The organism is Kribbella sp. NPDC048915 (genome assembly GCF_040649595.1).
GTDB lineage: Bacteria > Actinomycetota > Actinomycetes > Propionibacteriales > Kribbellaceae > Kribbella.
Window position 1 is genome coordinate 209,862 of sequence record NZ_JBEZFT010000002.1, and the last position, 23,076, is coordinate 232,937.

At 68.8% G+C, this 23,076-nt stretch carries 23 protein-coding genes; 6 read left to right on the forward strand and 17 right to left on the reverse strand.

The genetic code is table 11. The features are described from left to right. Positions 1 to 418: 418 nt before the first annotated feature. The 4 genes from AB0B82_RS02130 to AB0B82_RS02145 are packed head-to-tail and all read right to left on the reverse strand — an operon-like array spanning position 419 to position 4,147. Positions 419 to 1,375: a hypothetical protein gene (locus AB0B82_RS02130; RefSeq protein ID WP_360161477.1), complete on the reverse strand. Its 957-nt coding sequence runs from the start codon at positions 1,373 to 1,375 to the stop codon at positions 419 to 421. Beyond that, positions 1,375 to 1,956 carry a hypothetical protein gene (locus AB0B82_RS02135; protein ID WP_360161479.1) on the reverse strand — a complete coding sequence of 194 codons (582 nt, stop codon included), beginning with the start codon at positions 1,954 to 1,956 and terminating at the stop codon, positions 1,375 to 1,377. The genes AB0B82_RS02130 and AB0B82_RS02135 overlap by 1 nt, the downstream gene beginning before the upstream one ends. Continuing rightward, positions 1,878 to 2,360: a glycogen debranching N-terminal domain-containing protein gene (locus tag AB0B82_RS02140; protein ID WP_360161481.1), complete on the reverse strand. Its 483-nt coding sequence runs from the start codon at positions 2,358 to 2,360 to the stop codon at positions 1,878 to 1,880. The genes AB0B82_RS02135 and AB0B82_RS02140 overlap by 79 nt, the downstream gene beginning before the upstream one ends. After that, complete coding sequence (locus tag AB0B82_RS02145) at positions 2,357 to 4,147, reverse strand: glycoside hydrolase family 36 protein (protein WP_360161483.1); 1,791 nt, start codon at positions 4,145 to 4,147, stop codon at positions 2,357 to 2,359. Before AB0B82_RS02145 ends, AB0B82_RS02140 begins: the two co-directional genes overlap by 4 nt. 35 nt (positions 4,148 to 4,182) lie before the next feature. Here AB0B82_RS02145 and AB0B82_RS02150 point away from each other — a divergent pair, with 35 nt between their 5' ends. Further along, on the forward strand, positions 4,183 to 4,938 hold the full coding sequence (locus tag AB0B82_RS02150; protein ID WP_360161485.1) for an SDR family oxidoreductase: 756 nt from the start codon (positions 4,183 to 4,185) through the stop codon (positions 4,936 to 4,938). Between the two features lie 2 nt (positions 4,939 to 4,940). Here AB0B82_RS02150 and AB0B82_RS02155 read toward each other — a convergent pair whose 3' ends face one another. From AB0B82_RS02155 to AB0B82_RS02175, 5 genes are read right to left on the reverse strand one after another with little or no spacing between them, the layout of a single operon-like run. Next, positions 4,941 to 6,722 carry an alpha-galactosidase gene (locus tag AB0B82_RS02155; RefSeq protein ID WP_360161487.1) on the reverse strand — a complete coding sequence of 594 codons (1,782 nt, stop codon included), beginning with the start codon at positions 6,720 to 6,722 and terminating at the stop codon, positions 4,941 to 4,943. 11 nt (positions 6,723 to 6,733) lie between these two features. Then, positions 6,734 to 7,759, reverse strand: a complete 1,026-nt coding sequence (locus tag AB0B82_RS02160; RefSeq protein WP_360161489.1) for an alcohol dehydrogenase catalytic domain-containing protein — start codon at positions 7,757 to 7,759, stop codon at positions 6,734 to 6,736. A gap of 8 nt (positions 7,760 to 7,767) precedes the next feature. Then, a complete protein-coding gene (locus tag AB0B82_RS02165; protein ID WP_360161491.1) occupies positions 7,768 to 9,111 on the reverse strand; it encodes an extracellular solute-binding protein in 1,344 nt (447 codons plus the stop codon). 27 nt (positions 9,112 to 9,138) lie between these two features. After that, positions 9,139 to 9,978, reverse strand: coding sequence for a carbohydrate ABC transporter permease (locus tag AB0B82_RS02170; RefSeq protein ID WP_360161493.1), 840 nt, complete (start codon positions 9,976 to 9,978; stop codon positions 9,139 to 9,141). Continuing rightward, the gene (locus AB0B82_RS02175; protein ID WP_360161495.1) at positions 9,975 to 10,931 is read right to left on the reverse strand and encodes a sugar ABC transporter permease; all 957 of its coding nucleotides are present in this window, start codon (positions 10,929 to 10,931) and stop codon (positions 9,975 to 9,977) included. Before AB0B82_RS02175 ends, AB0B82_RS02170 begins: the two co-directional genes overlap by 4 nt. A 109-nt stretch (positions 10,932 to 11,040) precedes the next feature. Here AB0B82_RS02175 and AB0B82_RS02180 point away from each other — a divergent pair, with 109 nt between their 5' ends. The 3 genes from AB0B82_RS02180 to AB0B82_RS02190 are packed head-to-tail and all read left to right on the forward strand — an operon-like array spanning position 11,041 to position 13,951. Next, positions 11,041 to 11,862, forward strand: a complete 822-nt coding sequence (locus AB0B82_RS02180; RefSeq protein ID WP_360161497.1) for an IclR family transcriptional regulator — start codon at positions 11,041 to 11,043, stop codon at positions 11,860 to 11,862. Continuing rightward, positions 11,863 to 13,002, forward strand: coding sequence for a mandelate racemase/muconate lactonizing enzyme family protein (locus AB0B82_RS02185; protein ID WP_360161499.1), 1,140 nt, complete (start codon positions 11,863 to 11,865; stop codon positions 13,000 to 13,002). Further along, positions 12,992 to 13,951, forward strand: coding sequence for a DUF5107 domain-containing protein (locus AB0B82_RS02190; RefSeq protein ID WP_360161501.1), 960 nt, complete (start codon positions 12,992 to 12,994; stop codon positions 13,949 to 13,951). The genes AB0B82_RS02185 and AB0B82_RS02190 overlap by 11 nt, the downstream gene beginning before the upstream one ends. Positions 13,952 to 14,026: 75 nt before the next feature. Here AB0B82_RS02190 and AB0B82_RS02195 read toward each other — a convergent pair whose 3' ends face one another. The 4 genes from AB0B82_RS02195 to AB0B82_RS02210 all read right to left on the reverse strand — a co-directional run bounded on the left by AB0B82_RS02195 (position 14,027) and on the right by AB0B82_RS02210 (position 17,066). Next, positions 14,027 to 14,956 (reverse strand): hypothetical protein, encoded by a 930-nt coding sequence (locus AB0B82_RS02195; protein WP_360161503.1) that lies wholly within the window; start codon positions 14,954 to 14,956, stop codon positions 14,027 to 14,029. 5 nt (positions 14,957 to 14,961) lie between these two features. Next, positions 14,962 to 15,687: a hypothetical protein gene (locus AB0B82_RS02200; RefSeq protein ID WP_360161505.1), complete on the reverse strand. Its 726-nt coding sequence runs from the start codon at positions 15,685 to 15,687 to the stop codon at positions 14,962 to 14,964. 279 nt (positions 15,688 to 15,966) lie between these two features. Continuing rightward, positions 15,967 to 16,470: an Hsp20/alpha crystallin family protein gene (locus AB0B82_RS02205; protein WP_360161507.1), complete on the reverse strand. Its 504-nt coding sequence runs from the start codon at positions 16,468 to 16,470 to the stop codon at positions 15,967 to 15,969. Between the two features lie 176 nt (positions 16,471 to 16,646). Further along, complete coding sequence (locus tag AB0B82_RS02210) at positions 16,647 to 17,066, reverse strand: Hsp20/alpha crystallin family protein (protein WP_360161509.1); 420 nt, start codon at positions 17,064 to 17,066, stop codon at positions 16,647 to 16,649. A gap of 313 nt (positions 17,067 to 17,379) precedes the next feature. Between AB0B82_RS02210 and AB0B82_RS02215 the strand changes: the two genes are divergently transcribed. Both AB0B82_RS02215 and AB0B82_RS02220 read left to right on the forward strand, forming a co-directional pair. Further along, a complete protein-coding gene (locus AB0B82_RS02215; protein WP_360161511.1) occupies positions 17,380 to 17,865 on the forward strand; it encodes a DNA starvation/stationary phase protection protein in 486 nt (161 codons plus the stop codon). A gap of 28 nt (positions 17,866 to 17,893) precedes the next feature. Continuing rightward, positions 17,894 to 18,406, forward strand: coding sequence for a DoxX family protein (locus AB0B82_RS02220; RefSeq protein ID WP_360161513.1), 513 nt, complete (start codon positions 17,894 to 17,896; stop codon positions 18,404 to 18,406). A gap of 72 nt (positions 18,407 to 18,478) precedes the next feature. On the opposite strand, the gene rodA is transcribed toward AB0B82_RS02220, so the two are convergent. Genes rodA through mreC form a run of 4 tightly spaced genes read right to left on the reverse strand, consistent with a single transcriptional unit; the run spans position 18,479 to position 23,065 of the window. After that, positions 18,479 to 19,648 carry a rod shape-determining protein RodA gene (gene rodA, locus AB0B82_RS02225; RefSeq protein ID WP_360161515.1) on the reverse strand — a complete coding sequence of 390 codons (1,170 nt, stop codon included), beginning with the start codon at positions 19,646 to 19,648 and terminating at the stop codon, positions 18,479 to 18,481. Beyond that, positions 19,645 to 21,756 carry a penicillin-binding protein 2 gene (mrdA, locus tag AB0B82_RS02230; protein WP_360161517.1) on the reverse strand — a complete coding sequence of 704 codons (2,112 nt, stop codon included), beginning with the start codon at positions 21,754 to 21,756 and terminating at the stop codon, positions 19,645 to 19,647. The genes rodA and mrdA overlap by 4 nt, the downstream gene beginning before the upstream one ends. Next, a complete protein-coding gene (mreD, locus tag AB0B82_RS02235; RefSeq protein WP_360161519.1) occupies positions 21,753 to 22,262 on the reverse strand; it encodes a rod shape-determining protein MreD in 510 nt (169 codons plus the stop codon). Before mreD ends, mrdA begins: the two co-directional genes overlap by 4 nt. Further along, on the reverse strand, positions 22,259 to 23,065 hold the full coding sequence (gene mreC / locus AB0B82_RS02240; RefSeq protein ID WP_360161521.1) for a rod shape-determining protein MreC: 807 nt from the start codon (positions 23,063 to 23,065) through the stop codon (positions 22,259 to 22,261). The genes mreD and mreC overlap by 4 nt, the downstream gene beginning before the upstream one ends. Positions 23,066 to 23,076 lie beyond the last annotated feature (11 nt).

Genomic DNA, 23,076 nt, shown 5'->3' on the forward strand with positions numbered 1-23,076 from the left:
CCTGCACCCGCTACCAACCAGGCTGCGCAAGAACCCGGAGTCAGTGCCGCCGGAGTCAGGGCCGCCGGAGTCAGCGCCAAGATCCTGCACCCCGACCCGGCGGCTCGGGTGCGCCGGCCCGCATCCCGCGGGGAACTCCTGATCGGTTCTTGAGGTCACGCAGGTGCCCTGGGCTTTGGTGTGTCCGGTGAGGATCTTACGGGTCTCCTGACTCGAGAGGTCTTCGCCGCGACCTCCCCGACGGTCGGCTTCGGGTCGGCCGTGGCTGTGCGTCACATCACATCGCAGGTCGACCTCGAAGCGGGAACAGTCGAGATTGCCCAAAGGTGAAGGCCTCGTCCGCAAGGCCGGCTGGTCGGAGGTGTCCGCGCACTCGGCCTACGTGGTGTCGTCCGACCGTCTGGGCCTGGTCGTCGGACTAGCAGCGGGGACGGATCAGGGCGAGGTCTTCCAGGCCTTCGTGCTCGGTGCCGCCGATGGTGATCCGCCGCCCGGTTAACGGCAGGTGCCGGATGACGAGTCCGGCCAGATAGCCGGAGCCGGTTGGCGGAGCGACGTACACCTTGCCTGCGGGTACATCGGGATCGAAGCCGAGGACCGATCGCACCAGCAGGAACGGCGCCGCGGCTGCCCAGGCCTGCGGCGAGCACGACGTCGGGTACGGCACCGGACTGCTGAACTCGGACCGGTCGAAACCGCAGAACAGCTCGGGCAGCCGGTCGCCGAAGGCCACCGCCGCGTCGAACAGTGCATCCGCTACCCGTACGGCGTCGTCGGCGAACCCGTACCGGGCCAGGCCGGCGACGCTGATCGCCGTGTCGTGCGGCCGCACCGAGCCGTTGTGGTAACTGAGCGGGTCGTACCGCTTCATCGATCGCGCCAGCGTGCGGATACCCCAGCCGGAGAACAGCTCGGGCGAGACCAGATGCTCGGCGACCTGCGCGGCGTACCGCGGATCGATCAATCCGGTCCACAGCGCATGACCCTGGTTCGATGCCAGTGCGTCGACCTGGCGTTTCCGGCCGTCCAGTGCCAGCGCGTAATACCCGGCCGATGGCAGCCAGAACGCGTCGTGGAACCGCCGTCGCGGTGTGTCCGCGCGATCGGCCCACTCGCGGGCGACTGCGGGTGTGTCGAAGGTGGCGGCGAGTTCGCTGCGCGCAACGAATGCGCCGTACACGTAGGCCTGCACTTCGGCCAGCGCGATCGGGCCCTCTGCGAGCGTGCCATCGGCGAAGGAGATCGAGTCGTGCGAGTCCTTCCAGCCCTGGTTCTGCAGACCCGTGCCGGTCGTCCGGCGGTACTCGACGAACCCGTCCCCGTCGCGGTCGCCGTACTCGAGGATCCAGGTCAGCGCCCGGTCGACGTGTGGCATCAGCGGCGCCAGTTGTTCCGCCGGACCTCGTGCAGGATCCGGCCCGGCTCTTCCTCGGTCGCCGGGTTGACCTTGCGGCCCTGCAGCGCCGCGAGGGCACGCAGGGTCGACGGCGCGAGTTGCTGGTCGATCGGTAACGCCATCCATGCCGTCAGCAACGAATCCCGGCCGAACAGCGTCATGAACCATGGCGCACCGGCGGCGATGAACTCGTTGCCACCCCCGGTCCGGATCCGCGGCGAGCCGAGATCCTGGACACTCCGATCCAGCACGCCGCCGAGCAGTTCACCGCGCAACTCACCGGGCAACTCGACGGTGGGGCTCGCCTCCTGCCAGTCTCGCAGCCGCTTGACCGGCACAGCGTCGTGCAGCGGCGCGTCGCGGGGGTACGCCGGCTGCGACTCCTCGTGATCGACGATCGGCAGGACCTCGATGGTGCCCCGCCACTCGCCCCGGGCAGGCACTGTCAGGTCGCCGCTGACGATCCCCGGGGCCGTCGCGGTCAGGCCGTCCGAGCGGACCCGCGCACCGCAGTGCCGGCCCGCAGCGACGGCTTCGGCCAGCAAGGACTGCCCCTCCACACCACCTCGCCGAGCGGAGCGGGCTTGCCGCCCCTGACGGAGAACATGTCGGCGAAGTCAACGACCAGTTCGTAGGACACCTTGCAGGGCAGGTCTTCCCGGCCGAGATTCCGCAGGACCAGATCCTCCCGCATCCCGTTTCCGACAAAGCGCCGCCGTTCCACCAGCACCACGTCCCGGCGTCCGAGGAAGGTCGCCTGGTACGGCGTCTCCAGTTGGGCCGAGAGCGGCTCCGGCGGACGCCCGTCCACGAGCAGCCGCCACCCTGAGACGACTCGGGTGTCGTCGCAGTACAGCCCGTCGAGGCTGTCCGCCCGCAAGTCGCCGGTCGTGGCGGAGATCGCGAAGCAACTCCCTTCGACCTGGGTGATGACGGGATCGGTCACCGGCATCATCGCGGTCATGAACGGGCCAGGCTGATGAGGAGGCCGTCACCCGTGGGTCGGGTCGGCAGTGCGAGACCGCCCGAGTCGACCGTCACCGCGCGTACGTCTCCGGTCCACTCGTCGGTCAGCTGGAACTCGCCTTCGAAGCCACACAGCCGTATCTGGTCAGTACCCGCCGGCACGCAGATCGCGAGCAGCACCCGGCCGTCGGCCGTCGTGGCCTGGACGGCGTCGTACTCCGGCAACTCCACCTCTGGCCGGCAGACCGTTGCCGTGCGCAGCGGACCGCGCCAGCGTTTGAACAGCTGGGCCGCCTTCGTCAAGGTCTCGCGGGTCTCGTCGGACCAGGTCTCCGGGTCGTCCATCAACACCCACGGACCACCGACCACGTACGGCGCGATCCGGGCCCGCGGCGGGAGCTCGTCCGAACCCATGTAGGCGCTCTGCCAGTCGAGCGGCAGGTACCGGCCGAGGCCGACCTTCGCCAGGCTGTTCCAGTGGGTGCGGCAATGATCCTCGGTGATCGTCGTGTGGTGGCTGCGCACCATGGCCAGGTCGAGCGGCCGGACGCCGTTCCAGCAGTTCTCCAGTACCAGCTGGGGAAACTCCGTCATCAGGGTGCGCAGGATCTGATGCCAGGCGATCTCCGCGGCATGCTCGCCCGCGCCGGGGTCGTGGGTGTGGTCGTCCCGGTCGCAGCGGGCGATGGACTCGAAATCGTGCAGGAACCAGGTCAGCCGGAAGTCGGAGACCAGCCGGCGCAGCTCGTCCAGGATCCAGTCCCGCGCCGGATCGTGGCCGAGGCACAGCGCATGGTTGTCGAAGCTCAACCGCGGGGTGGCTCCACGCCAGGAGGCCAGCCAGTCGGGATGCTCCGATGCGACCGGGGACTTCGGGTCGGCGTTGCCGAATCCGCACCAGATGCCGAACCCCAGACCACGTGCGCGGGCCTGGTCCGACAGCCACCGCAGGCCGGACGGGAACCTGTCGTTGGCGTGCCAGTCGCCGACCGACCGTTCCCAGCCCTTGTCCACCACGAAGACCTCGGCGCCGGCCGCGGCGGTCGCGTCCATCATCGCCAGGATGCGCTCGGTCGAAGTGTTCTCCTGAACTCCCCACGAATTGGCCACCAGGCAAGGAAACTCCGGGTCGCCAGGCATTCCCGACAGGTCCGGCGGCGAGACGATCTCGTCGATCACGAGAGTCCGCATCGCCGCAGCACCGGCGTCGAGGCCACCAGGCACCACCGCGAGCCAGCCGACCGGTCCCGCCGTGCCCCACAGGGCACTGTCGGCACCCGGAAAGAAGGTGTCCGCCGGCAATTGACTGGTGATCCGTACCCGTCCGTCCCGCACCGCCACCTCGGTGCGCAGCGATCCGCTGTACTCCCACGCCAGTACGACGCAATGACCGGTGCACTCCACCAGCACCCACGCGGCCGCGTCCTGATGCGCCTCGTCCGGAGCGGGCGCGTCCCCGGCCAGGTAACGGTGACCGTCGCCCGCGGTCGGGAAACGCATCGGCTCTCCGTTGCGGTGAGCAACAGCATCGGCGGTCCCGTACGGACCGGCGTGCAGGCAGACCAGGTCGCCGTCGCCCAGCGATCGGGCCGGTGCGACCACACCGCGCAGGCCGGCGTCCCAGCTGAACGGATGCAACCACTCCACGGACACCTCGGCGGCGTCGAACGCGATGTCGATCAGCGGGGCGCCGCGGGCGATCGTCGTGGCGAGCCGCCGGAACGGCCCGGCCTGCCCGTCGAGGGTCGCGTGCGAGATCTCCAGCGCCACAGCGAATTCGGTCACGATGACCGCCTCTCGGTATGCATAGGGTGGGACACATGAACAACGCAGTAGTCGTGACGGGCGCGGCCAACGGCATCGGCGAGGCGATCGCCCGGCTCCTGGTCGAGCGTGGCTGGATCGTGGCCGGGCTGGACCGCGACGAGCCGCGGCTGGAACGCCTGCAGCAGGAGCTGGGCACGGCGTTCGTCGGTGTCGCCGGCGACGTCACCCGTCGCTCCGATCACGAACGCGCCAGGCAGGTCGCCGATGGCGCAGGACGGCTGGCCGGCTGGGTCAACAACGCCGGGATCGAGCGGCCGACGACTGCGCGGGCGCTGGACGAGACGGACCTGCAGGCGATCGTGCAAGTCAATCTGATCGGGACGATGCTCGGTTGCGCGGTCGCCACCGAGGCACTGCGCGGCGCGGGTGGTGCGATCGTCAACATGTCGAGCATCCACTCCGTGGCCGGCTTCCCCGAGTCGTTCGTGTACGCCGCGACGAAAGGCGGGATCGACGCGCTGACTCGGCAACTCGCGGTCGAGGAAGCCGCCCACGGGATCCGGTGCAACGCCGTCCGGCCCGGAGCGGTGCTGACGCCGCTGACCCAGTCCTTCCTGGACGCCTCCGACGATCCCGAGGCACTGCTTGCCAAGTACGCCGACCTGCACCCGATCCGCCGCCTGATCGAACCGGTTGAGATCGCCCGGGTCGTGGCGTTCCTGCTCTCGCGCGAGGCGAGCTTCGTCAACGGCGAGTCGATCACGGTCGACGGCGGCGCCACCGCGCGCTGCTACCCGTTCCCGGGCTGAGCTCAGTTCTCCCGGCGCAACAGCCACAGGACCGACGTCCCTCCGGCGGGCGCCAGCCCGCTCTCCGCGAGATCCTTGCCGGTACGACGCCTCAGCGGCCGCAGGTCCGCGCCGTCGAGTTCGTCCACCGCGTACGTCGCGATCGGGTCCAGTCCGACCGGCCGGACCGGCTCCCACTCCCCCGTCGGCGGGAGGCGGAAGCCGGCCACCAGGTGACGATCGTCGGCGCTCAACTGATAAGCGGGCTGCCGCCAACCCTTCTCCTCGCGCAACGGCTGGTCGGTCAACGGGACCAGTACGCCGGAATCGACCAGCGGCCGGATCACCGATCGATAGCCCGCGACGTGCTCACCGAGTCGCCGCAGGAGATCCGGCCGCAGCTCGGTGAGCCGCACCGACACACCGAAACGATGCATCAGCGCCGCCCGGATCTTCGTGTCGAACTGCGCCGGTGTGATCAACGTGCCCGAGTAGTCGACCTTCTGGAACCGATGCTCACCACGCCACTCGCTCTGCGGCCAGTGCAGAAGTTGACGTGGCGGGAGGAACTGAGCAGCGCCCCACAGGCACGTCAGGTGGTGTTCGGTCCAGTCGGGATCCGAGAGGAAGAGCGCGTCGACATGCGCGGCCAGGCCGGCATCGATCCGCAGCCCGCCGGACGAGCACGCTTCCAGCACTGTATCCGGGTAGGCCGCCCGCAACCGGTCCAGCACGTCGTAAAGCCCGCGGTAGTGCCGCAGCAGACCGTCCTGGGCCGAGTGGCCGTGGTCGTCGCGGGCACAGCCGGAACCCGGGTCCAGGTTGAAGTCCCACTTGATCCAGCGGGCGTGCGTGGTCTCGATGAGCCCGGACACCGTCGTGTACAGATGCTCCCGTCCGGCCGGTGAACCAAGGCAGACATAGCCGAGTTCGGTCCCGGCCGGGTCGGTGGCGAGCAACTCGGGGCGTTCCGTGGCGATGGACGCGCCGACGCCGATCGCCTCGGCCTCGATCCAGATGCCGAACTCGATGCCGCGGGCCCGGGTTTCGTCGGCCAGCCACGCCAGTCCGTGCGGGAAGCGGGCTGAGTTGACGCGGTGCCAGTCGCCGCGTTCGGCGTACCACTCGCTGTCCGCCTCGGGACGACCGAACCAGCCGGCGTCGAGAAGCGCGACCTCGAGCCCGAGATCCGCCGCGACGGTCGCGTTGGCCAGGAACACTTCCTCGTTGATCTCGGCGTCCTCGTACGGCCACCAGTGGTTCCACTCGGTGAGCAGTGGAGGACCAGCTGGTGCCTGCCCGGCGAGATGTCCCGCGAGAGCCGCGGCCGCCTGTGCCCGCGTCTCGCCCCAGGCGATACTGACCTCGGGCAGGGTGCAACTCTCGCCCGGATCGAGGAGGATCCGCTGCCCGGCCGGGTGCAGCTCGACGTCGATCCGTACGCCGTCGTCCACAGGTGTACTCGCGAGTCGCCAGTTCCCGCTCCAGTGCAGCGTGACGACGAAGACGCCGGCCCCGGTCTCGATCGCGAGCAACGGTACGGCGCCCTGCGTCGAGCGGCCCGTGGTCACCTCGAGCTCGACCGGCTCGTCGGCCGGCCAGGAGACCGGTTCGAACTCCAGGCCCCACCCGCTGGTGAAGCCGTGCAGAGCGGTTGCGCGCGGCAACGAAAAAGATCCGATCCGCGGATCCCAGGCGCCGGCCGCGGAGACAGTCACCGCGTAGGTGACCGCGTTCGCACCTGGCCGGACGACATGGACCTCGGCCCCGGTCAGGGACGGGGTCAGTACCGGTGTTTCGCTCACGATGACATCCCTCAGTTGCTCGGTTGGAGAACGACCTTGCCGACCGGGTGACCCTTGATCAGTTGCTCGTACCAGTGCTGACCGTCCGCGAGAGCGGCCCGGACGACCTCGCCCCGGAACACCAACTCCCCACGGCCGAGCAGGTCGACCGCTTGCGCGAACTCTTCGGCGCTGTACGCGAAGCTGGTCGTGCAGACGATCTCGCGACGGATCAGATCCCGCAGCGGCAGCATGCCGTCGGCGGAGTGCAGCCCGACGAAGCACACGTCGCCCCCGGGCCGCGCGGCGAGGGTCGCCGCTGTCCGGGTGTCGGCGCTGCCGACCGCGTCGAACACCGCGTCCGCGCCCAGTCCGCCGGTGAGTTCCTTCGTCTGGCGCACGAGCTCGGCCGGATCATCACTGAGCCGCGTCGCTCCACTGGCTTCGCCGGCGGCAACTCGGCCTTCGACGCGTTCGGTGAAGAACAGCTGCTCGACGCCCCGCGCCCGCAGCACCTCCAGCAGCAGGAGACCGATCGGACCGGCGCCGAGAACCAGCGCGGATCCGCCGGCCAGGATCCGGGTACGCCCGACGGCCCGCAGCGCACAGGCCGTCGGTTCGGCGAACACACTGGAGCCCGGATCCGGCAACTGGTCGACCCGATGCACCGCGCTCACCGGTACGACGACCAGGCCGGCGTTGCTGCCATGGACGTGACCGCCGAGCAATTGACGTTGCGGACACACGTTCCCGTGCCCGGCCGCGCAGATCGCGCAGGTCCGGCACGACCGGAGTGGGTTCGCGGTCACCAACGCACCCGGGGGCAGTCGGTGCTCCACGGGAACGCCGGGCCCGTACGCGTCGACCGCACCGACGAGCTCGTGCCCGAAGACCAATCCCGGCCGGCGCAGACCGTCCGTGCCAAGGAATCCGCCGAGCTCCGATCCGCAGATACCCGACTGCGTGACGGCGATGCGCACCTCCCCCGGCCCGGGGACCGGATCGTCGAGTGCGACGAGGTCGAAGCGTCCGATGTCGCTGAGGACCAGCGCCTGCATGACGCTCCTCAGCCGAGCAACTTGGTGGCGGCGTCCTGCATCTTCTGGGCGGCATCCTCCGGGGTGAGTTTGTTGTTCAGCAGCAGGTCGAAGTTCTTGCCGTACACCTCGTTGAAGATCTGCTGCATGTTGGTGGTGTAGATGTCGCCGATCCGCGCGTTCTGCAGGTCCTTCATCGCCGCCTCGAAGCCTTCCGGCATCCCCTTCAGCATGTCCGGGGAGGTGCGGGCCGCGTTCTGCAACGGGATCCAGTCGTGGTCCTTGGCCATCTGCGGCTGGAACTTGGTGGCGCTCCAGGTCGCGAAGGTCTGCGCCGCTGACAGCGCGGCCGACTGCCGCGGGATCACCCAGCCGCCGAGCCAGTACGGCGCGATGCTGCTGCCCTGGTACTTCGGCAGCGGGGCCATCGCCCACTTGTCCTTCATCTGCTGGAAGGACGCGATGTTCCAGGTGCCGTCGGCGATCATCGAGTACGCGCCGGAGGCGAATCCGCCGTTGTTCTGCGCGACGCCGGCTCGCTCGTCCGGCCGGGGCGCGATGTGCTTGGACCACATCATGTCCTGGACGTAGCGCATCGACTCGATCACCTTCGGGTCGGTCATCTGGAACCTGGTCGGCTCCAGCGGCTTGTCGACGAACGACGTACCCGCGGCCCAGGCCAGCGCCTGGATACCCCACCAGATGCCGAGGGCACCGATGTCGACGCCCCACCGGGTCACCTTGCCGCCGGCCGACTTCTGCAGCTTGGGCGCGGTCTCGATCACCTTGTCCCAGGTCCAGGTCTCGTCGGGGTAGTCGAGCCCGGCAGCGTCGAAATGGGTCTTGTTGTAGAACATCGCCATCGACTGGATGTTCTCCGGCACGCAGAACAGGTGCTTGCCGTCGAACTTCCACGGGTCGTACAGCTTGGTCGGGTAGGCGATCGCGTCCATCATCGGCGTACTGTCGATGACCGGCTGCTCGTCGAAGACCAGGTTCCGCTTGTAGTGCGCGTACGCCTGGACGTCCCAGTAGTAGATGTCGAACGGTTTGCGGGCGGCGTACTGCAGTTGCACCTTCTGCCAGTACTGGTCGTAGGGCAGGAAGTTGATCTTCGCGGTGTACTTGCCGGCGTACTCCTGGTTGAACAGCGTGACGCGCTTGCGGAAGTTCGCGTCGATCGTCGGACCGTTGGTCCAGGCGTAGATCTCCAGGTCGGTCTTGCCGACCACGGCAGTACCGGTAGGTGCCGGCGCGGGCGCGGCCTGACTGCCGCTGCCGTTGCCGTTGCCGGAACAGCCGACCAGGCCCGCGGCTCCGGCGGCGGTCAGACCACCGAGCAGGATGCGGCGGCTCACGATGTTGTTCGACATGGAATCTCCTTCGACTCCGACAGTGGGCTACTTGTTCACGCCGCTGACGGCGATGCCCCGGATGAAGTAGCGCTGGGCCAGCAGGAAGATCAGGATCGACGGGAGTGCGGCGATCGTGGTCGCGGCCATGGTGAGGTGCATCTGCGGCCCGATCCGGGGCGAACCGCTGAAGTAGGACAGGGCAACGGCGATGGTGTACTTCGACTCGTCGGACAGGTAGATCACCGGGCCGAAGAAGTCGTTGTAGGTGCCGATGAAGGTGAAGACGGTGACGGTCGCGATCACCGGCCAGCTCAGTGGCAGGAAGATCGTCCACCAGATCCGCAGGTAACCGGCACCGTCGATCCGGGCCGCCTCCTCCAGCTCCCGCGGGATGCCGAGGAAGAACTGGCGGAACAGGAAGATGAAGAACGCCGAGCCGAAGAACGCCGGCAGGATCAGCGGCTTGAAGGTGTTCAGCCAGCCGAGATGGTTGAACACGATGTACGTCGGCACCAGCGTGACCGTGGTCGGCAGCATCAGGGTTGCCATCAGGGCCAGGAAGATCGCGTTCCGGCCGGGTGCCCGCAAACGCGCGAACCCGTACGCGCTGAACGAGCAGCTGAGCAGCGTGCCCAGCACCACGAAGCCGACGATCGTGGCAGTGTTGAGGATGTACCGCTGGAACGGCACCAGCTGGAACACCTCGACGTAGTTGTGCCACTGCGGGGTGAAGATCCACAGCGGCGGCGTCACGAACACCTGGTCCGGCGCCTTGAGCGAGGTGAGCACCATCCAGGCGACCGGCAGCAGGACGGCGAAACAGCCGGTCGACAGCACGATCAGCCGGATCCAGGTCCCGATCGGCAGCCGCGTACGCCGGGTCATCGCTCGTCCTCCGTCTCGGTGTGGACCCACATCGGCATCGACCGGAAGACCAGCAGCGTGAGCACCATGATGATCGCGAACGCGACCCACGCGATCGCGGAGGCGTAGCCCATTTTCAAGTACTGGAACGCGTTCTGGTACAGGTACACCGACAGCAGCAGGGTCGAGTTGTTCGGGCCGCCCTGGGTCAGCACGAACGGCTCGGCGAACACCTGCAGGCTGTTGATGATGCCCATGATCAGGTTGAAGAACGTGACCGACGACAGCATCGGCACGGTCACATGCAGGTGCTGCCGGAACGTGGAGGCGCCGTCCACCTTCGCCGCCTCGTAGAGCTCGTTCGGCACGCCCTGGAGACCGGCGAGATAGATCAGCATGGTGCCGCCGAATCCCCACAGGCTCATCACGATCAGCGCTCGCAACGCCCACCGTTCGTCGGTCAGCCAGGACGGTCCGTTGATGCCGAGCTTGGCGAGACCGGCATTGATCAACCCGTACTCGCCGTTGAACATCCACTTCCAGACCATCGCGACCGCGACGCCGCTGATCACGCTCGGCAGGTAGTAGGCGGAGCGGAAGAACTTCAGCGCCGGCAGCTTCGAGTTCAGCAGGATCGCCAGCATCAGCGCCAGAATCATCGTCGCGGGAACACTGACCACCCCGTAGATCAGCGTCACGCTGAGCGCCTTGCGGAAGATCGGGTCGGCGACCAGGGCGCTGTAGTTCTGACCGCCCACCCAGACCGGGTTGCTCAGCATGTCGTACGACGTGAAGCTCAGCCCCAGCGACGCGAGCATCGGGCCGAGGGAGAACAGCAGCAGGCCCAGCACCGCCGGAGCGATGAACACGTAGCACCACAACGCCTGGCGCCGGGTCATGGTCAGGCCGCGGCGGGGCGCACGACCCACGGCCGGTCGGTCGGCAAGCGGGCGTACTGCGACACGTTGCGCCATAACTCCCTCGTTCCATTTATCGGAACGCTGTTCCTGTCAGCGGGACCTACTGGCATAGTAGGAGGACAGATGAGGGTCACGTCAACCATTGGCACGAAGGCGGGGGACGATGGGAACAGGTCGCCAGGAGGCCGAAGAGACGAGCCCGCTGACCGGTTCGGCCCGCGTGCTCGCGGTACTGCGTCACTTGGCCGAACACCCCGACGGATCCCGGCTGGCCGATGTCAGCGCGGCGCTCGGCGCGCCGAAGTCGAGCGCCCATCGCGCCCTCGGCTCGCTGGTCCAGGCCGGGTTCGCGCGGCAGGACGCCGACGGCCTCTACCATCTCGGGTTCGACCTGATGCGGCTGGTCTTCGGGTACCACGAGGCCAGGGCGCCGAGTCTCATCGTCGGACCGCTGCTGCGGCGGCTCGCGGACGAGACGGGCGAGACCACCCACTACGGAGTCCTTGTCGACGGCAACATCGTGTACCAGGCGAAGGTCTCGCCGAGCCGGCCGACCTTCCAGATGAGCTCGGTGATCGGCGGCTCGAATCCGGCGTACCGCACCGGGCTGGGCAAAGCGCTGCTGATGCACGAGCTCACCGACCGCAACGACGTCGACCGGTACGTCGCCGACCACGGGCCGCTCGAGGCCCGGACACCGCACACCCTGCGGACTCCCGAGGCGCTGCACGACGCGCTCCGGGAAGGCCGGCGCAACGGTTACATGCTCGACCTGCAGGAGAACGATCTCGGCATCGTCTGCATCGCCCTGCCGCTGTTCCTGGATTCGCCGAGCCGCCCGACCGGCGCGATCAGCATCAGCGCGGTGGTCGGCCGGACGACCCCGGACGACCTCGTCGGCTGGTTGCCGCGGATCCGCGAGATCGTCGCCGAGGAGCTCGGTGACGCGGTCCTGCCGACCCCCGAACCATCGACGGGAGAGTGAATGTCCAGCACAGCGACGAATCTGACCATCACCGATGTCGAGGCCGTCCACCTGCGGCTGTCCGAGGTCGACGCCGCCCGCTGCGACGGGACGCAGGACACCCTGCTGATCTTCGTCACGGCCAGCGACGGCACAGTCGGCGTCGGCGAGGTCGACTCGGCTCCCCTGGTGGCGAAGGCGGTCGTCGAGGCCGAGCCGTCACACCTGATCGCGCGCGGGTTGCGATCGATCCTGCTCGGCCGCAACCCGCTCGACCTCGAGGTCGCCTGGCACGCGATGGTGGACGGCAGCCGCTACTTCTCCGGCGGCGCGACGATGCACGCCATCAGCGGCGTCGACATCGCGCTGTGGGATCTGGCCGGGAAGGTTCTCGGGGTGCCGGTGGCCCGGCTGCTCGGCGGCCCGCACGCCGAGCGGCTCACGGCGTACGCCAGTCTGGTCATGCCGGACACGCCGGCGCTGGCCGCGCGAGCGGCCGCGGAGCACGCCGAGCAGGGGTACCGGGCGATCAAGTTCGGCTGGGGACCAATCGGTCAGGACCTGTCGTTGAACGAGGAACTGATCAAGCAGATCCGCCGGGCCGTCGGTGACGAGATGGACGTGATGATCGACGCCGGCCAGGTCTGGGACACCAAGACCGCGCTGCGGATGGCGGCCATGTATGAGGACTACGGCGTCGCCTGGCTCGAGGAACCCGTTGCCCCGGACAACATCACGGGCTACCGGGAGTTGTCTCGTCGTACGTCGCTGACCATCGCCGGCGGTGAGCAGGAGAGCAGCTACGCGGCGTTCGAGACCCTGATCGACGACGGCGAGCTGGATCTGATCCAGCCGGACCTGGCCCGGTGTGGTGGGTTGACGGCCGGCCGGCGGCTGGCGTGGCTGGCGCACACGCGGCACCGGCGGCTGGTTCCGCACGCTTTCAAGAGCGGTGTCCTGGTCGCGGCCTCGACCCATTTCGCGGCCGCGATCCCGAACGGCGGGCTGATCGAGCACACCGTGTCCACCTCACCGATCGCCCGGGACCTGGTCCGGCGCGAGATCGCGTTCGCCGACGGGTACGTCGAGGTCCCGCTCGAGCACCCCGGACTCGGCGTCGAGGTCGACGTGGACGTGATGGAGAAACTTCGTGTCGACTGACCCGCACCTGTCGACCGAGTGGTCGCTGGCCGGGCAGCGGACCGTCATCGTGGAGAACTCGGTGATCCGCGTCGTCGTCCTGCCGGATCTCGGCGGCAAGGTCATCGGCATCGTCGACAAGCGCGCCGACTGCGAACTGCTGTGGCGTAACGACCGGGTCCCGGTCCGGCCGGCGGCGTTCGGGTCGAGCTACGACGACCAGTTCCTCGGCGGCTGGGACGAGCTCTACCCCAACGACATGCCGGAGGAACTGGCCGGGGAACCCGTGCCGGACCACGGCGAACTGTGGGCCGTGCCGTGGGCCTGGACCACCGGATCAGCGCCGGGAGCGGTGTGGCTCGAGCTGACGATCCGTGGCGCGATCAGCGGCACGGCCGTGGTCAAACGGCTCACGCTCGGCACCGGATCCGACCTCGTCGTCGACTACCGGATCACCAACTCCGGGCGGGTCGATCAGCCGTTCCTCTGGAAGAGCCATGTGGCAGTCGCGCTCCAGCCCGACACCGTCGTCGACATGGCCGCGGGAGACGTGCTCGTGCACGAATTCGGGAACCCGAGAGCGCGTCCGGCGGGCGGCACGTTCACCTGGCCCTGGCTGGCCGCGGACGGCGTACGGCATGATCTGCGGACGCTTCCCGACACGACCCGGCGCGGAGTCTCGGAGTTCCTGATCGCCACCACCCTCGAACGCGGGTTCTGCGAAGTACGTCATCCTGCCGCGCGGACCGGCCTCCAGCTGTCCTGGGCCGTCGCCGACCTCCCGTCCTGCTGGCTCTTCGCGTCGTACGGCGGAGGCTGGCGAGGACTGGACGTCCTGGTCCTGGAACCCTGCACCGGTTACCCACTGTCTGTCGTTGAAGGCATCGAAGCAGGGACCCATCAGATCCTCGCCGCCGGCCAGACCCGATCCTGGCGACTGACCGCCCACATCGGCCCAGCAACCACCTGACCGTCGGACCCTCCCAGTCGGCCGCGGCGTACCTGAACGAGCGTGGGGTCGGTGACGGTATTGCCTTGAGGCCGACTACTCGCCGTTCAGCGGCGGGGTCAGGTCTGGGCGGCCGGTCATTCGGAAGTAGACCGGGTCGGCGAACTCGGCGTCCACCCAGTGGAGTTCGTTGATGACGGTCGCGGTGCCGTTGACGTGGCCGATCGCGAACATCTCGGCGTTCTCACCGTTGCGGTCGATGCCGATCAGCAAGGTGCCGTACTGGCCGCAGCGCTCCGCGATCAGGTTGATGGGCTTCTCCCACCGGCTCCCCGCATTCCGAACGATCTTCACCACCGGCTTGAATGCGCCGGCCGTCGGTACGCGGACGGAGTACAGGGCGCCGCCGCGGGTCGTGGCCAGGAACGTGTCGTACGCCGAAGTCTGACTGATCAGAGCCATCGCCCGCACCGACGAGAAGCCGGGGGCACTAACCTTCGCAGCCCACGTAGTGCCGCTCATCGTCCACCGGAACAGCGTGCCGTCCGAGCGGAGGGCGTACTGATTCGTCCGCGTGGTGGTACGAGAGGTCTCGAAGTAGCTGTACCCGGACCAGCCGCTTCCGACCCGGGCCGTCTTGGTCGTACCCGCGATCGGCTTGTTCTGCGCGTCGACCTCGTAGCTGACAGCCCACATGACGTTGCCGAAGACCATCCAGCCCGAGTACCGCGAACCGGCGGCCACCGGCTCTTTCACCATGGAACCAGCCATCCCGGCATCCAGGAACGTCGCCGGGAGACCGGCGGTCTCCCCCGTCATCGACGGCGGAGTGGTTGCCGTGTACTCGCGGATGTAGTGATCGCCCGCATCAGTCACCGAACCGACCGACATCTTGCACGCGGCGGTCACCTGCTGAACCCCGGTCGGCGCTACTGCCGGCGAGGCGCTCGCCGGGCCGACCGTGACGCCTGCCGCCAGGATCGCGCTCACTGGCAGCACTCCGGCCCACAACCTCGAGCCCCTCATCGTCATCACCCTTCAGATCGTGTCGAAGTATCCACACGATGTGATGCAACAAGACGCCGCAAAGTTATCGCGACCGCGTCCGAACCGACCTTGAGGGCCCAGCGTCGCATCCCTTGCCGATGAAGGCGTGGTGAACGGGTCTGCGGTTTCCGCACACCGACCAGTCCATGGCCCACTCGGCCCCGCGTCTCGTCCCTGGCCACGAGCACTACCCGGACCCCGCCGATCGCGAGGGCGATCGAGGCGACGGTCGCAACCACCAGGCGCCACCACGACATCGTGCCTGCCACCAGCCAGACCGTGGAGTTGATCGTGGCCACCGCTCCGGTCGCCAATGCCGCGACCAGTGCGGACTTCAGCCCTGGCACCAACAGCCAGGGACGATTGGCAAGCACCATACCGACGAGTAGGCGCCAGTGACCGCCGCGGCACGGCAGAGCAACAAAACGCTTGTCGTTCCGGCTCGGGTTCGCCATGCGGCTGATCAGCGAGCGCACCGCCCGGCGGGCGCGGGCGTGCATCCGCAGTCCACCCAAGGCGGGCAATGAGAGTACGGCGATCTGTTCGCCCGGATCGGTCTTGACCAGCACGTGTTGTCCGTCGTGGTCGTGGAGCGGAAGTTCGGTCAGACCGACCACCAGATCCCAGTCCCGTCGGCGAGCGTGGTCCTGGAGCCGGTCCACGGCGGTGTCCACGTCCTCGGAGCCGGTGGTGAACGGCTCGCTCAGCACCGTGACCTCCCACGCGTCGCTCCCGCCGACCGGGCCCAGATCGGTCAGCTCCTGCGCGATCTCAGTCGGCGCGGCCGGATCAGCGACCAGTCCGACACGGAGAGCTTCCATCTGCCGCCGGTACCCACTTCGGCGGCGCGGACACGGGACCGAACGTAGCGAGTCGGCCGACGGGCACCTTCGGCACCGGCGAACTCAGGAACGAGCACTCCGGCCGGACGAGGTCCACCGCCGGTTCGGGCCCGCCACCCGCTCGGTGCGGAACGGCGGGCCCGGGGCTCAGCTCGCCAGGCGGCCGCTGCCGATCTGGACCCGATGCGCCGTGCCGGCCTTCGCCTTCGGCGCGCGGATCATCAGCACACCGTCGTCCAGAGAGGCCCTGATGCGCTCGACATCCACCTCGCCCGGCAGGGTCGCCGTGTGCTGGAACCGGCCGGTTCGACGGGTCTGCCGACGCGCGAAGCCCTTGCGCTCCCGCTCCTTGATCTCGCCGTACACCCTCAGTTCACGCCCGTCGACCTCCAGCGTGACGTCGTGGCGGGAGACGCCGGGCAGGTCGATCTCGACGACGTAGGCGTCGTCGGTCTCCTCGATGTCCATCGGGAACGGCGACCAGCCGGTGCGATCGACCGTGCTGCCGAAGGAGCGCAGGAGCTGGTCCATCCGCTGGTAGATGTCCTCGAATCCCTCGATGGGGTCGGTCGGCCACCAGCGCGCGGGTCGCACGACGTTGTCACTGTTCGCACTGCTTCGGTTGTTCCCGAGTCGAATCGGAAGCGCCATGCTACTCACCCCCTCTCATTCGCTCGCTTCATGGTCCCGCCGCCGCGCCCGGGGTTTGCCGGCCCGACATGGCGATGTCCCGCCTCGATCAGAGGCAGTGGCCGGGCCCCCGGGCAAGCGGCAAGCGGGCCGGTCCCGGCCGACCTGCGGCTCCGCCGCCGGCCGGCCGGAGCGTGTCAGGCGTTGATCTGCTTGCGGTCGCTGCCGCTGATCTCGATCTTGCGGGCCTTGCTCTGCTCCGCGATCGGGATCCGCAGCTTCAGCACACCGGCCTCGTAGCCGGCCTCGATGTGGTCGGTGTCCAGGTTGTCGCCGAGGACGATCTGCCGGGTGAAGGTCCCGTGCGGTCGCTCGGAGACCTGGACCTGGTCACCGTCGTGGACCGTGAGGCCAGGCCGCTCGGCCTTGACCGTCAGGACGTTGCGCTCGACGTTCACGTCGATCGCCTCAGGACTGACGCCCGGAAGGTCGAACGACAGCACGTACGCGTCGTCCGATCGGTACGCGTCCATCGGGATCGCGTTGCGCGCCGTCCACTGGTCGGTGAACTGCCGCGTCAGCTGGTCGAACAGTTGGAACGGATCAGTGCGGATCATCTGTCATCACCTCCACTGTGTTCCGTCTGGATCGGAGCTTCTGCCCGGTTCAACTTCTAACGCGCCGTTGACATTCCCACAAGTCATCGTTTTGTTGACAAGATCACATCCAGTCCGCTCTCGGGCCGCGTCGTCGACGACCGGTCGCGGTTGCCGGTCGCGGCCGCGTCGTGCTATATCCAGTCTTGGCACTCTCATGGTGAGAGTGCTAACCACTGACACCCCGTGGCCGCGGTGCCCCGCTCCGGCCGTTGCCGGGGCGGTCGCGCGCAGGTCCGGGTCACGTTCGTTGTCCTGTGAGGGAGAGTTGACGATGATTCCGATCCACTGCTCGCTCGGGGACGCAGCCCGAACGGAGACCGGTGAGCTGCTGCAAGAGGCTCTGGTCGATCTCGTCGACCTGTCCATGCTCGGCAAGCAGGCGCACTGGACCGTCGTGGGTCCCCGGTTCCGCACGCTGCACCTGCAGCTCGACGAGATCGTCGATGCGGCCCGTCGGCATGCCGACGCGGTGGCCGAGCGGGCGTCGGCACTCGGGGTCGCCCCGGATGCCCGTGCGGTCCGGGTCGCCGCCCAGTCGGGGATTCCGCAGCTGCCACCGGGCTGGTTGACCGACGACACCGTCGTGTCCCATTTCGCTGACGCCTACGTCAAGGTGATCGATCGGATGCGCGACCGCATCGATCGGGCCGGCCGGCTCGACCCGGTCACGCAGGACCTGCTGATCCAGGTCACGGCCGACCTCGAGAAGCAGTCCTGGATGTTCCAGGCCGAGCAGTCCCGGACTGAGAAACGCTAAACAGACAGGCTGGAGGGAGTTGAGGACAATGGATCTCGGATTGCTGCTGCTCCATGGCGCGGTCGGCCTGATCATGGCCGGCCACGGTGCTCAGAAACTCTTCGGCTGGTTCGGCGGACAGGGTGTGCAGGGCACCACGGAGATGGTCGAGAAGCTGGGCTGGCGTCCCGCCCGCAGCTTCGCCGTGCTGCTCGGCCTGGCGGAGTTCTTGGGCGGCCTGGGACTCGCCGTCGGTTTCGCCAGTCCGCTAGCCGCCGCCGCGATCATCGCGGTGCTGGCGAACGCGGCCTGGGTGGTGCACCGTCCGCACGGACTGTGGAACGCCGACCTCGGGTACGAGTACCCGCTCACACTGATCGTCGCCGCGGCCGCGCTGGCCTTCACCGGCCCCGGCCGGTACAGCCTCGACCATGCGCTCGCCTGGAACCTGTCCGGAGTCGACTGGGGCGTCGCGGCCCTGGCCCTGGGCGGCCTCGGCTGGCTGTGCGGCACCGTTGCCCGGCACGTCAGGCACGAGCACCCGAGCGGCCAGCCGGCCTGACCACGCACGCAGTACCGGCGTGTCCCGGTGGAGCTCGACGGAGCTCGCCGCCGGGACACGCCCGGGCGCCCATCACCTGTACTTCGCGGTCGCGAGGAAGCGGTCTGGAGACGGTGCTCGGCTGCCAGAAATCCCGAAGGTGCCCAGGTGCACGTTCTGCAGGAGGCCGACGGCCATCAGGTTGGCGAGCATCGCCGAGCCGCCGTACGAGACGAACGGCAGCGGGAGGCCGGTGACCGGTGCGACCCCGAGGGTCATCCCGATGTTCACGACGGTCTGGAACCCGAACCAGCAGGCGATACCGCTCGCCAACAGGGCGCCGAACAGGTCGTTCGACCGGATGGCGATCGCGCAGGCGCGCTGCAGGAGCACGGCGAAGAGCAGCAGGATAATGCCGGCGCCGAGAAACCCGAGCTCCTCTCCGGCCACGGTGAAGACGAAGTCGGTGTGCTGCTCGGGGACGAACTGCCCGGCGGTCTGGGTTCCGTGGAACAGCCCCTTGCCGGTGAGTCCGCCCGAGCCGATCGCGATCCGTGCCTGCTGGGCGTTGTAACCGACTCCGTCGGGATCCAGGCTGGGATCGGTGAACGCGGTGAGCCGATCGATCTGGTATTGACTGAGCAGACCGAAGCGAACGATGCCGGCGGCACCGAGCGCGGCCGCCGTCGCGAGCGCGATCAGCCAGCGCGCCGGCAGCGCGGCGGCGACCAGGACGCCGGCGACGATCGCTGCGAGCACGGCGGCCGAACCGAGGTCGGGCTGCAACATCACCAGGCCGATGGGCAGCGCACCCAGAGCGAGCGATTGCGGCAGAACCGCTCTGTCATACCCGGTGCTGGAAGCGTTTCGGTCAGCCAGCAGGAGCGCCAGACCGACGCACAGCGCGAGTTTGGCCGGCTCGGACGGTTGCAGGGTGAACCCGCCGAGCACGATCCAGGAGTGCGAGCCGTTGATCGTGCGACCGAGTGGTGTCAGGACCAGGAGCAGGCCGAGCACGGCGACGAGATAGCCGGCCGGACCGTACGTCCGCAGCCGGGTGTAACGGAAACGCACCATGGCGCAGGCCAGGACGACACCGATCGCGATCGTGGCCAGATGGTGGTAGAGGTACGCATTCGGATCGCCGCCCGCGGCGAGCTGGCGCGCTCTGGTCGCCGACCAGACCAGCATCGATCCGATACCGCACAGTCCGAGTACGGCGCACACCAGCAACCAATCGAGACGGCGCAGCAGCGGGATCATCGTCCACCCACCGTCCCGTTCGGGCGGATCGGCGGCAGTGACGCCGAGGGAACGCCTCCAGGCAGTACCGGCGGCCGGCCGATCCCGAACAGCGCCTCGTAGATCCCGCGTACCGACGGCGCGGCCGCACCGCTGCCGGTGCCGGTGCCGCCCTGGGACACCGTCATCACGACGGCGTAGCGCGGCTTGTCCGCTGGTGCGAAGGTCGCGAACCAGGAGGTGGTCTGCTTCCCGAACACCTCGGCAGTACCGGTCTTGGCAGCGACCGGGTATTTGTCGTGCGGCCAGCCGGCGAAGCGCCAGGCAGCCGATCCGCGGGTCGTGACACCGGTGAGCGCGTTGCGCAGGTAGCTGAGCGTGTTTCGGGAGAGGGGGAGCCGCCCGGTGGCCTCGGGTTCGAACGTGGTGGCTACGCGGCCGTCCGGACCGATCACCGCTCGGGCCACCTGCGGGCGCCAGAGCGTGCCACCGTTGGCGATGGCCGCGTAGGTGCGGGCCAGCTGTAGTGGGGTCACCAGCGTGTCGCCCTGCCCGATGGCGAAGTTGACTGCGTCGCCGACCCGCCAGCGGAAGCCGTCCGCACAGTTCTCCTTCGCCAGTTCCTTGAGGAACCGGGCGCGCGCGGGGTCCGTCCGGGCCAGCTCGGGGTAACCGGAGGATGCTCGCCGGCAGGATTCGTGCTTGGTCCGTTCCCAGGAGCGCCGCTTGTGGTCTCGGTCCGCGATCCGGCCGGGCGACTCCCCTGGCAGGTCGACACCGGTGGGCTCGCCGAGGCCGAAGGACCTGGCCATCCGCTGGAGCGCGTCGGCCGGCTGGGCGACCGGGCGGTTCCCTCCGTCGCGACGCCACAACCGCTCCGCGATGCCGTAGAAGACGGTGTCGCAGGACACCTCGATCGCGCGGGCCAGCGTGATGTCGCCGTACCCTCGCGACTCGAAGTTCCGGAACTGGCGGCCGCCGATCCGCAGCGAGCTCGGGCACGGGTACTTCGACCCGAGCGGGAACCCGGCGGCGACCGCTGCGGCGACCGAGATCGGTTTGAACGTCGAACCGGGCGGGGCGCCACCACCTTGGAACGCGCGCGACAGCAGCGGTGCGCCGGTCTGTTCACCGACGAGGCGCCGGTAGTCGGTCATGGAGATCCCGTCCTCCCAGATCTGAGGGTCGTAGATCGGGTAGCTGGCCATCGCGAGGACGCGTCCGGTGTGCACGTCCATCACAACCACCGCTCCGGCGTCGGCGGCATATCGCCGGCCGGTGTTGCGGTCGACCTCGCCACGGGCCCGCTTGATCGCGGCCAGCAGTTCCTGTTCGGCGACGGCCTGGACGTCGGCATCGATGCTTGTCACCAGATGGCTCCCGGGAACCGGTGCAACCTCGTCGATCCTGCCGGTGACCCGGCCGGCATGGTCCACGACGAGCCGGGTCGTACCGGGGGTACCACGAAGCACCTCGTCGTACTGCTTCTCCAGGCCGGCACGGCCGACCAGATCGGCGCGTTGCAATTCTGGGTCCCGCCTGCCGCGCGCCCGCTGCGCGGCCATTGCCTGTTCGTCCGCCGGCTGCAGGTAACCCAGCAGATGGACGGCGCGAGCACCGGCGGGCGCGGGGTACTCCCGCGCGGCCACAACCTCTGCCCTGACCGCCGGGAACTGCTCGCGGCGCTCCATGATCTGCAGGGCCGCCTGTAACGGCGCGTCGTCGAGTACCGGCACGGGACGGTACGGCGATCCGCTCCAGCACGGCTTGGTGATGCCCGGGCCGCAAGGACGGATCTGCCGTCGGAGCTCGGACACCGGGCGACCGAGCAGCGAAGCGAGCCGCGCCAGGACTGCGTCGCCGCGGTCCGGCTGCCGCTCGAGGGCACTGCGGTCGATCGAGATGACGAGTCGGCTCCGGTTCCGCACCAGCGGCCGGCCCCTTGCGTCGAGGATGAGCCCGCGCACGGCGGGTGTGACGACCTCACGGACGCCGTTGTCAGCAGCTGCGTCCTGGTACCGGTCTCCGGCGACCACCTGTGAGTACGCCAACTGGAGACCCAGTGCCGCAACGAGGGAGAGGATCAGCACCTGGATGCCGAGCAATCTGGATCGCGTGGCGGTCCTCACGGGACCTCCTTGCGGGATCGTCCCCGCGCGAGCCAAGCCGTTGCCGGCAGGATCGCCGGCGCGAGCAGCAGCGCGTAGACCACCTGGCCCGGCAGGAGCGCCGGCAAGTCGGCGAGTCGTGCTCGTGGATCGCCGAGCGCGGCTGCGCCCAGCAGGTAGCCGAGAGGTGTCAGGGCCGCGGCGGCCGCCACCACGACATACTTCGCCAGGCGCGGTCGCCGCGGACCGGTCAGCAGCCCGGCGAGATAGCCGACCAGGCACAGACACATCGCCCAGCTACCGATCGCATGGTCGGCCGGAGGTGCCACGTCGAGTACCACCCCGGCCAGCAGACCCAGGACAGTTCCCGGACCTGGTCCGGCAGCAATGGCGAGTCCGACCACCGTGACCAGGACGAGATCCGGGGTCGGCCCCGGTAACTGAAGCCAAGGAAGGAATGCCACCTGGGCAACAACCGCCAGGATGACGCCCGTGGCGCAGGCAACAGCTCGCAGGGGCTGCATCATCGGCCTCCCCCGCGGCCGGTCGGCCGGACTGTCGGCTGCGGCCTTGTCCCGGGCGGCTCGATCACGATCCCGACGACGTCCAGCGCGGCGTAGTCGGCGGAGGGACGTACGGTCAGAGCCCGGACCGGTTTCGCGGCCACGGGGACAGGTTGGCCGACCTCGCCGACCGGTACGCCGGCCGTGAACGGCCGTCCGCCCGCCGACCCGAGCGTGACGATCTCGTCGCCTGCTCGGACCGGCGCCTGCGGATCGAGCAGCTCGAGGGTCGGCGCCCGGTCACCGGAGCCGGTCAGCATCCCCATGTCACCGGTACGAACAACCCGCACGCCCACGGTCGATGTCGGATCGACGGCCAGCAGCACGGTTGCCGAGGAGGGAGCCACAGCGACCACCCGGCCGACCAGCCCGGTCGCATCGACGACCGTCATGTCCCGCTGGACCCCGTCTCGCTCGCCGCGGTCGATCGCCACAGTCCGGGCGAAGCCCTGGTCGGCGCCGAACGCGATCACCCGAGCCGGCACCACCCGATAGCGCCCACGGGCAGCGGACCCGAGCAGCCGGCCGAGGTCGCGCGACAGTCGTGCGTCGATCCGGCTCGCCTGAAGTTGCGCACGCAAGGTCGCGTTCTCGCGACGCAGGGCGGCGACGTTCTCGCTCTGGCCACCGACGGCACGGATGCGACCGGACGCTGAGCGGGCGAAGGTGCCGACCACGCGCTCGGCCGGACCGAGGATCGTGGCGGCCACCGTGTGGGCAGGTTCGAGCGTCTGCGGCGCCCGCACGTCGAGCCACAGCAGTCCCATGGCGGCGAGCA

Coding starts and splice junctions, on each gene's coding strand:
- AB0B82_RS02210 (WP_360161509.1), bottom strand. CDS start 17,066: ATGATCCGCACTGATCCGTTCCAACTGTTCGACCAGCTGACGCGGCAG.
- AB0B82_RS02215 (WP_360161511.1), top strand. CDS start 17,380: ATGATTCCGATCCACTGCTCGCTCGGGGACGCAGCCCGAACGGAGACC.
- AB0B82_RS02220 (WP_360161513.1), top strand. CDS start 17,894: ATGGATCTCGGATTGCTGCTGCTCCATGGCGCGGTCGGCCTGATCATG.
- rodA (WP_360161515.1), bottom strand. CDS start 19,648: ATGATCCCGCTGCTGCGCCGTCTCGATTGGTTGCTGGTGTGCGCCGTA.
- AB0B82_RS02160 (WP_360161489.1), bottom strand. CDS start 7,759: ATGCAGGCGCTGGTCCTCAGCGACATCGGACGCTTCGACCTCGTCGCA.
- AB0B82_RS02140 (WP_360161481.1), bottom strand. CDS start 2,360: ATGACCGCGATGATGCCGGTGACCGATCCCGTCATCACCCAGGTCGAA.
- AB0B82_RS02195 (WP_360161503.1), bottom strand. CDS start 14,956: ATGAGGGGCTCGAGGTTGTGGGCCGGAGTGCTGCCAGTGAGCGCGATC.
- AB0B82_RS02165 (WP_360161491.1), bottom strand. CDS start 9,111: ATGTCGAACAACATCGTGAGCCGCCGCATCCTGCTCGGTGGTCTGACC.
- mreD (WP_360161519.1), bottom strand. CDS start 22,262: ATGATGCAGCCCCTGCGAGCTGTTGCCTGCGCCACGGGCGTCATCCTG.
- AB0B82_RS02170 (WP_360161493.1), bottom strand. CDS start 9,978: ATGACCCGGCGTACGCGGCTGCCGATCGGGACCTGGATCCGGCTGATC.
- AB0B82_RS02185 (WP_360161499.1), top strand. CDS start 11,863: ATGTCCAGCACAGCGACGAATCTGACCATCACCGATGTCGAGGCCGTC.
- AB0B82_RS02150 (WP_360161485.1), top strand. CDS start 4,183: ATGAACAACGCAGTAGTCGTGACGGGCGCGGCCAACGGCATCGGCGAG.
- AB0B82_RS02180 (WP_360161497.1), top strand. CDS start 11,041: ATGGGAACAGGTCGCCAGGAGGCCGAAGAGACGAGCCCGCTGACCGGT.
- AB0B82_RS02130 (WP_360161477.1), bottom strand. CDS start 1,375: ATGCCACACGTCGACCGGGCGCTGACCTGGATCCTCGAGTACGGCGAC.
- mreC (WP_360161521.1), bottom strand. CDS start 23,065: ATGGGACTGCTGTGGCTCGACGTGCGGGCGCCGCAGACGCTCGAACCT.
- AB0B82_RS02175 (WP_360161495.1), bottom strand. CDS start 10,931: ATGGCGCAACGTGTCGCAGTACGCCCGCTTGCCGACCGACCGGCCGTG.
- AB0B82_RS02205 (WP_360161507.1), bottom strand. CDS start 16,470: ATGGCGCTTCCGATTCGACTCGGGAACAACCGAAGCAGTGCGAACAGT.